At 69.6% G+C, this 7113-nt stretch carries 7 protein-coding genes; 5 read left to right on the top strand and 2 right to left on the bottom strand.

Annotated elements, in window-relative coordinates:
- Positions 1-1211: PucR family transcriptional regulator ligand-binding domain-containing protein (locus CCS38_RS01690; protein WP_223731387.1), on the bottom strand; the 1211-nt coding region annotated here is incomplete at its 3' end.
- 224 nt (positions 1212-1435) lie between these two features.
- Here CCS38_RS01690 and CCS38_RS01685 point away from each other — a divergent pair.
- From CCS38_RS01685 to CCS38_RS01675, 3 genes are read left to right on the top strand one after another with little or no spacing between them, the layout of a single operon-like run.
- A complete protein-coding gene (locus tag CCS38_RS01685) occupies positions 1436-3091 on the top strand; it encodes a purine-cytosine permease family protein (RefSeq protein WP_308050642.1) in 1656 nt (551 codons plus the stop codon).
- Complete coding sequence (locus CCS38_RS01680) at positions 3072-3980, top strand: polysaccharide deacetylase family protein (protein WP_223731385.1); 909 nt, start codon at positions 3072-3074, stop codon at positions 3978-3980. The genes CCS38_RS01685 and CCS38_RS01680 overlap by 20 nt, the downstream gene beginning before the upstream one ends.
- 54 nt (positions 3981-4034) lie before the next feature.
- A complete protein-coding gene (locus CCS38_RS01675) occupies positions 4035-4958 on the top strand; it encodes an acyltransferase (RefSeq protein WP_223731384.1) in 924 nt (307 codons plus the stop codon).
- Here the strand turns inward: CCS38_RS01675 and CCS38_RS01670 are convergent.
- A complete protein-coding gene (locus tag CCS38_RS01670) occupies positions 4914-5783 on the bottom strand; it encodes an EamA family transporter (RefSeq protein ID WP_223731383.1) in 870 nt (289 codons plus the stop codon). The genes CCS38_RS01675 and CCS38_RS01670 overlap by 45 nt on opposite strands.
- A 140-nt stretch (positions 5784-5923) precedes the next feature.
- Between CCS38_RS01670 and CCS38_RS01665 the strand changes: the two genes are divergently transcribed.
- A complete protein-coding gene (locus CCS38_RS01665; RefSeq protein WP_223731382.1) occupies positions 5924-6496 on the top strand; it encodes an XRE family transcriptional regulator in 573 nt (190 codons plus the stop codon).
- Positions 6497-6698: 202 nt separating this feature from the next.
- The coding region (locus CCS38_RS01660; protein WP_223731381.1) for a YbaK/EbsC family protein at positions 6699-7113 on the top strand (415 nt) is incomplete at its 3' end.

Here is a 7113-nt window from a genome sequence, read left to right as displayed (position 1 = left end):
GGCTGGTGCAGGTGGAGAGATTGCAGGGCTGCTTGCAGTGAGGCGCTGGAGTCGGTGATGTCGGGGAGCAGCGGGCCTACGGCCACTGCGGTGCTGGCGTTGCCGGTCTCGCACCAGGTGGCGAGGTCGCTGAGGAGGCGTGCACGGGAGTTGGAAGCTTCTCCGGATCCGGTTCCGGCTCGCGGTTGCGAGCGCATCGATATGAGTGCGTGCAGTGACAGTGGCGAGGGCATGTCCACGGCGAATCGCCCGTGACGGCCCAGCAGTTCCTCCAGGCCGTTGAAGCCGGATGCGGGGCCTGTGGTCAGGGCCGCGATGCCGATCACCGGTGCCTCGGCCGCGAACCCGATGGACGTGGCCAGTCGGCGCAAGCGGTCGGGGTGGTTGGTGCCGCCCATGGCGAGGCGGACGAGTTCGCCGGCGGCCAGGTCGCGGGGGCCCGGGGGCCGGGAGCGGAGGAGCGCCAGTTGCAGGGCCTCCGCGGTGCGGTCCCGGGCCAGTTCGATCATCTCCAGGTCGGCACCGGGAGCGGCGTGTACCACCAGCGTGGCTGTCGGTACGCCCCGGATGGTGACACGCACGCTGGTGTCGACCGGTGGTGGTGCGGGGCGTGGGCCTTCGGCTGGTGTGGTTCCCGGGTCGGCTGGTGGGGTTGGGGGCTGCGACGCGGCGATGACGCGGTTTGCGGGGTCCAGGAGGGTTGCGGGGGCGCCTGCTTGGTGGGTCAGGGCGTCCAGTATTTCTTGGGGACCGGCGCCTTCGGTGAGGAGGGCTGAGAGGTGTTGGGAGAGTCCGCCCACCAGCCGGAGGCGGGTCACCGAGTCGTTGACCAGGACGCCGTTGATCACCTCGGCGACCTCGACGAACGGTACGACTCGGCGTAGTTCGATGACGGGGAACAGGGCTGCCGCGGCTGCTTCGAGGAGCGGCGGGGGCACGGCCGGGAGAGCAGGGCCGGTTTCTATGGCGACGCCCGCGACGCCGCGGTCGGCCAGCTTCCGGATGTAGGCGCGCTGTTCGTCGGCGGTCGCGTGGGCGAGCATGCTGCCGCCGGTCAGCAGCAGCTCGCCGCCGCGCAGCAGGGGCGCGATGTCCAGTACCTCGCTGGAGTGGATCCAGCGCACGGTCCGCTCCAGCCCGTCCTGGCCCGCCAGCACCCGGGGCCGGGCGGGGGAGAGGCTGGGGTGTGCGAGGACTCGCGACAGGGACATCGGCGTGCTCGACGTGCTCGGGGTCGACGTGCTCGGGATCGGCGTGCTCCGCGTGGCTGGCCTGCTGCACATGACGGTTTGTCTAGCAGCTTGGGCTGTCTGTGCGACAGAGCGTCTCTTGTGACGGCTGGTCAGTTGCGCGAAGAATGAGCGGCCAGCAGGCGGCCGGAAGCAATCGCCCACCACAAGCAGTCGCCCGCCACAAGTAATGCGCCCGCCGTGTAATGCACCCACCGAGTAATGGGGGTCATCCGATGGCACGTTCGCAAGAGCCGGGCTCTTCGAGACCGGCATCCGGTACGCCTACGACCGTGATGAATGATGTGGAGGCCATGCTGCGGCCAGTGCCGGAGGAGGCTCGGAGCGGGAGCGTGGCCGGGCAGTTCTGGATCTGGTGCGGGGCCAATATCGCCCCGATCAACTGGGTGCTGGGGGCGCTCGGTATTCATATCGGCCTCGGGCTCGCCGACACCCTGATCGTGCTGGTCGTCGGCAACCTGATCGGCATGGCGCTCTTCGGTCTGTTCGTGCTGCTGGGACAGCGCACGGGCGTGACCGGCATGGTGCTCGGCCGGGCCGCCTTCGGCCGGCGCGGAAACTACCTGCCCGCGGCCATACAGGCACTGCTCGCCGTCGGCTGGTGCTCGGTCAACACCTGGATCATTCTCGATCTGGTGATGGCCCTGCTCGGCAAGTTGGGCGCGGTCGATCCGCACGTGGCCAACCACGGCTGGAAGGTGGCCGTGGCGGCTCTGATCATGGCAGTGCAGGTCGCCATTTCCTGGATCGGCTACCGCGCGATCTCCGCCTTCGAGCGTTGGACCGTGCCGCCGACCATCCTCGTACTCGTTGTCATGTCCGTCGCCGCGTGGTTCTTCCTGCGTATCGACTGGTCGTACGCCGGGCCGCCCGGCGAGATTCTCACCGGTGGCGACCGGTTCGCCGCGATGACCGGTGTGATGACGGCGATCGGCATCGGCTGGGGCATCACGTGGTTCACGTACGCCGCGGACTACTCGCGCTTCGTCAGCCGACGGATGCCGCGCCGCAGGCTCTACCTGGCCAGCACGCTCGGTCAGTTCATCCCCGTGGTCTGGCTCGGCACGCTCGGTGCCACGCTCGCCACGAAGAACGGGCAGGCAGACCCCGGCGGACTGATCGTCGACAATTTCGGCGCGCTGGCAGTACCGGTACTGCTGCTCGTCCTGCATGGTCCGATCGCGACGAACATTCTGAACATCTACACCTTCACGGTTGCCGCGCAGGCGCTCGATATCAAGGTGCATCGGCGCACGTTGAGTGCGGTGGTGGGTGTGCTGTCGATGGCGGCAGTGGTGTTCTTCGTCTACCAGGCCGACTTCGCGGCGATCCTGGACAGCTGGCTGGTCTGTCTCGTCGCCTGGGTCGCGGCCTGGGCGGGCGTCATGCTCGTTCATTACCTGCGGATCGAGCGCGTACTGAGTGATCGGAATGGGGCGGGGGCGCCGCCCGGAACCGAGGTGGCGATTGATCGGCTGTTTGATCCGGTGGGGAGCCGACGGCTGGCGGATGTGAATGGTGCCGGGCTGGTGTCGTTCGGGGTCGGGGTGTTCGTCACCTGGCTGTTCATGTACGGGCTGATACCGGTCTTCCAGGGGCCGGTTGCGGTCGCGCTGGGCGGGGTGGATCTGTCCTGGCTGGCCGGCGGGGTGACGAGTGCGGTCTGTTATGCGGTGCTGGGGCCGCGGGCGGCGGCCCGGGCCGGGAGGGCGACTCCTTCGAGTACGACCAGTACATCCAGTACGCCCAGCGCGACCAGCACATCCAGCACATCCAGCACATCCAGTGCATCCAGTGACTTCAGTGAGGAGACGAGCAGTGATGACCTTCCCTTGGCCTGATGGGTGCCGTGCGGCCGCCTCGTTCACCTTCGATGTGGATGCCGAGTCGTGCGTGCTCGCGCACGATCCGTCGGCCGCCTCTCGTATGTCGCTGATGTCCCATCAGGCGTACGGGCCCCGGGTGGGCGTGCCGCGGTTGCTGCGCATGCTGCGCCGGCAGGATGTGCGGGCCACGTTCTTCGTGCCGGGCTTCACCGCCGATACGTATCCCGACATGGTGCGGGCGATCGTCGACGACGGCCACGAGATCGCCCACCACGGGTATCTGCACGAACAGACGCGGGGGATGGACGCCCGGACGGAAGCGCAGGCCATCGACCGGGGGCTGGCGGCTCTGGAGCGGCTGGGCGTCCGGCCGACCGGTTACCGCGCGCCCTGGTGGGAGATGAACTGGCACACGCCGCGGCTGCTGATCGAGCGGGGTTTCCGGTACGACTCCAGCTTGCTGGACGATGACGTCCCGTACCGGCTGCGGGGGGAGGAGGGTGAGGGCGGCGGCGCCAGTCTGGTGGAGATTCCCGTGCACTGGGGGCTGGACGACTGGGAGCAGTACGCCTTCTATCCCGGGTGGACCGGGAGTGGGGTCATCGAGAGTCCGCGCAAGGCGTGCGGGATGTGGCGTGACGAGGCGGCGGCGTACCACGCGGAGGGTGGCTGCTTTGTGCTGACCAGTCATCCCTTTCTCTCCGGGCGGCCGTCTCGGAGTGCCGCGCTTGAAGGGCTGATCGAGGCCGTGCGGGGGATGGCGGGCATGTGGGTCACCACGCTTGCGGAGATCGCGGAGCATACGGAGCGGGTGGTGAACGAGGTGCGGACCGTCCGGCGGATCGATGCGCCGGACCTGCCACGGGACGGGGAGCGGCGGGCGGATGCCGGGCTCGTGGGGTGAAGATCACAGGACGGGGCGGGGTACGTCGGTCTTACTGGTGAGTACGGTGAGCGGGTGCGTGCGAAGAAGAACGTGTTCTCATCCGTCGGGGCCTGGCGGCGACGGGCCGCGTCGTGGGTTGTGCACCGGGGTACGCGTTGGGTCCAGGAGGCCGGCGCGGTGACGGCCGAGCGGCCCGGGCCGTACCGTTTCCGCCGTATCGGGGGCGGTACCCGACTCGCCTACCCCCAGGGCACGGTTTTCGGCGAGCAGTGGATCGAGCTGGGTGAGTACTGCATCATCGGCGAGCAGGTCACGCTGACCGCGGGGATGATGCCGGGGCTCGATCTCGGCCCGGAGTCCGTACTGCGGCTGGGCAACGGCGTCGTACTGGGCCGCGGCAGCCATGTCGTCGCCTCGCAGACCGTGGCCATCGGCGACGAGGTCTACTGCGGGCCGTACGTCTACATCACCAGCGACAACCATTCGTACGACGATCCGGCGCAGCCTGTGGGCAAGCAGTGGCCGCGGACCGCGCCCGTCGAGATCGGCAGCGGGTCCTGGCTGGGCGCGGGCGCGGTGATCCTGCCGGGCGCGCGGCTGGGCCGGAACGTCGTGGTCGCGGCGGGCGCGGTCGTGCGCGGAGAGGTGCCCGACCATGCCGTGGTCGCCGGGGCGCCCGCCAAGGTCGTCCGCACCTGGGATCCGGCGGCGGGCTGGCAGCCGCCGTTGCGTACGCCGCCGCCGGTACCGATCCCCGAAGGCGTCACCCCGGGTCAGCTGCTGGCGCTGGCGGAGTCGGAGGCGCTGGCGGAGTCGGGGGTGCTCGCGGAGTCGGAGGCGCTGGCGGAGTCCGGGGCTGGGTCGGGCGCGTCCGGACTGAAGAAGCCGTCCGAGGCGACCGGCGAGACCGAGGCGGCCGCGGGAACGGCCGTTCCCACCGCATCCATCGCCTCACCCGCTGGAAGCCAGCAGAGCCGTCCCCAAGAGAGCCAGTGAGGCGCCTGCCGTCTGGATGGCGCGCAGCCGTTCCTTGAGTACGCCCATCGCGGCGACCGCGGTGACGACCGGGTAGAGCGAGGCGAGTACGGCGGCGACGGTGACCGGGCCGCTCTGCGTGGCGATCGCGTACGTGCCGTTGGCCGCGACGTCGGCGATGCCGACGAACGCCAGTGCCGGGAGCGCTGCCCGAATGACGGCCGTGCCGCCTTCGGGCAGCGCGGGTGTGCCGCGCCGGGTCGCCACGTACAGGGCGGCGCCGCCGACCGCGACATTGCACACGCGCTGCACGAACAGGGCGAGGAAGAGTCCGGTCACGGTCGTGGACGCCTCGGAGATGAACGCCATCACCGCGCCGAAACCGAACGCCGCTATCAGCGTGAGGACGACGGCCTCGCGCGTGACCGCGCCGCCGCCGCGCTGCGGCCCGCCGGCCAGCACCACACCGACGACGGCCACCACCATGCCCGCGATCTGCACCGTGCCCGGCCGCTCGCCGGCTATGAAGCCCACGCCGAGCGGCACGAGGACGGTGCCGAGCGAGGCGAGCGGCGAGACCACGCCCATCGGGCCGAGCGCGAGCGCACGGTAGAAGCAGAGCATGGCCGCCGGGCCGACGACGCCGGCCGCGACGGCGAACCACAGCTGCGGCGTCGCCGCATGCCAGGCACCGGTGGCGACGACGATCGCGCCGAGCACCCCCGCGGCGATCACCTGCGAGACGACCACGACGGTCAGCGCCTGCATGCGTCGGGTGAGCAGCCCGCCGCCGAAGTCGGCGGCTCCCCACAGAAAACTGCTGGCCAAGGCGAATACCGCGGTCATGGTGTCAGTCCTCGCAAGTACAGTGTGATGAACGATGTAGTGCAGGACAGCGTAGTTCAGGATGATGCACCGCGTCATCTAATATATTGACCCTAGACCTCGCTGCCTTTTCCAGCGGACCGGACGGACGGAACGGAACGGTGACGGACCTCGATCAGCTCACGCAGTCGCTGGCGCGCAATCTCAAGCACTGGCGCGCCGACAGGGGCTACACGCTCGATGCCCTGGCCGCCCGTGCGGGCGTGAGCCGCGGCATGATCATCCAGATCGAGCAGGCGCGGACGAACCCGAGCGTGGGGACGACTGTGAAGCTCGCCGATGCCCTCGGCATCAGCATCACCACGCTCCTGGAGTACGACCAGGGGCCGCAGGTGCGGACAGTCGCGCCCGGCGACGCGGTACGGATGTGGTCCACCGAGGCGGGCAGTCACACCTCGCTGCTCGTCGGCACGGAGGCGCCCGGCCCGTTCGAGATGTGGGACTGGCGGCTGATGCCCGGTGAGCACAGTGAATCGGACCCGCATCCGGCGGGGACGAAGGAGCTGCTCCATGTACGCCGCGGGGAGCTGATCCTCGTCGTGGAAGGGGACGAGCATGCGATACCGGCGGGTGCTTCGGCCGCCTTCGAGGCGTCGGCCGCGCACGCGTACCGCAATGACGGCGAGGAGATCGTGGAGATGACGATGGCGGTCGTCGTTCCCTCAGGCCGTTGAGCCGGGCCCTGTGGAGTCCGGCCGCTGGGTTCGGGCGTTGAGACCGGCCGTTGAGTCCGGGCGTTGAGTCCGGGTCCTGAGTCCGGAAAGTGAGACAAGGGCGGAGACAGGAGTCAGCCGCGCCCATGATCCTGTTAGCTTGACGGACATGCCGTCATCAACACCTTCGCCTACCCCCTCCTCTTCGTCCTCTGCCACGCCCATGGACGCTTTCGAGGAGGTCCGGCCCGCCGTCGAGTGCCTGGACCTGCTGCCCGAGCCCGTCGCCGCGGCGATCCGCGACTGGCAGGGGCCGGTGGACGTCAAGCAGCTCCTGCATGTGGACACCGACCCGGCCATCGCCGACACCGCGCTGCTCGTCGAGCACTACGGCCCCTGGCTGCTCGAACAGTCCGCGAACTGCGTCGTGGTGGCAGGCAAGCGCGGCGACACCGTCACCCTCGCCGGCTGCGTGGTGCTCTCGACCACCCGCGTGGACGTCAACGGTGCCGTACGCCGCGAACTGGGCTCCCGCAAGGCGTCGTTCGCCCCGATGGACACCGCGGTCGGCCGCAGCGGCATGGAGTACGGCGGCATCACGCCCATCGGGCTGCCCGCCGACTGGCCGCTCCTGGTGG

This window comes from Streptomyces purpurogeneiscleroticus (genome assembly GCF_020024005.1).
GTDB lineage: Bacteria > Actinomycetota > Actinomycetes > Streptomycetales > Streptomycetaceae > Streptomyces > Streptomyces purpurogeneiscleroticus.
Note: the sequence above shows the minus strand (reverse complement) of the source record. Positions and strands in the feature narration are given on the sequence as shown.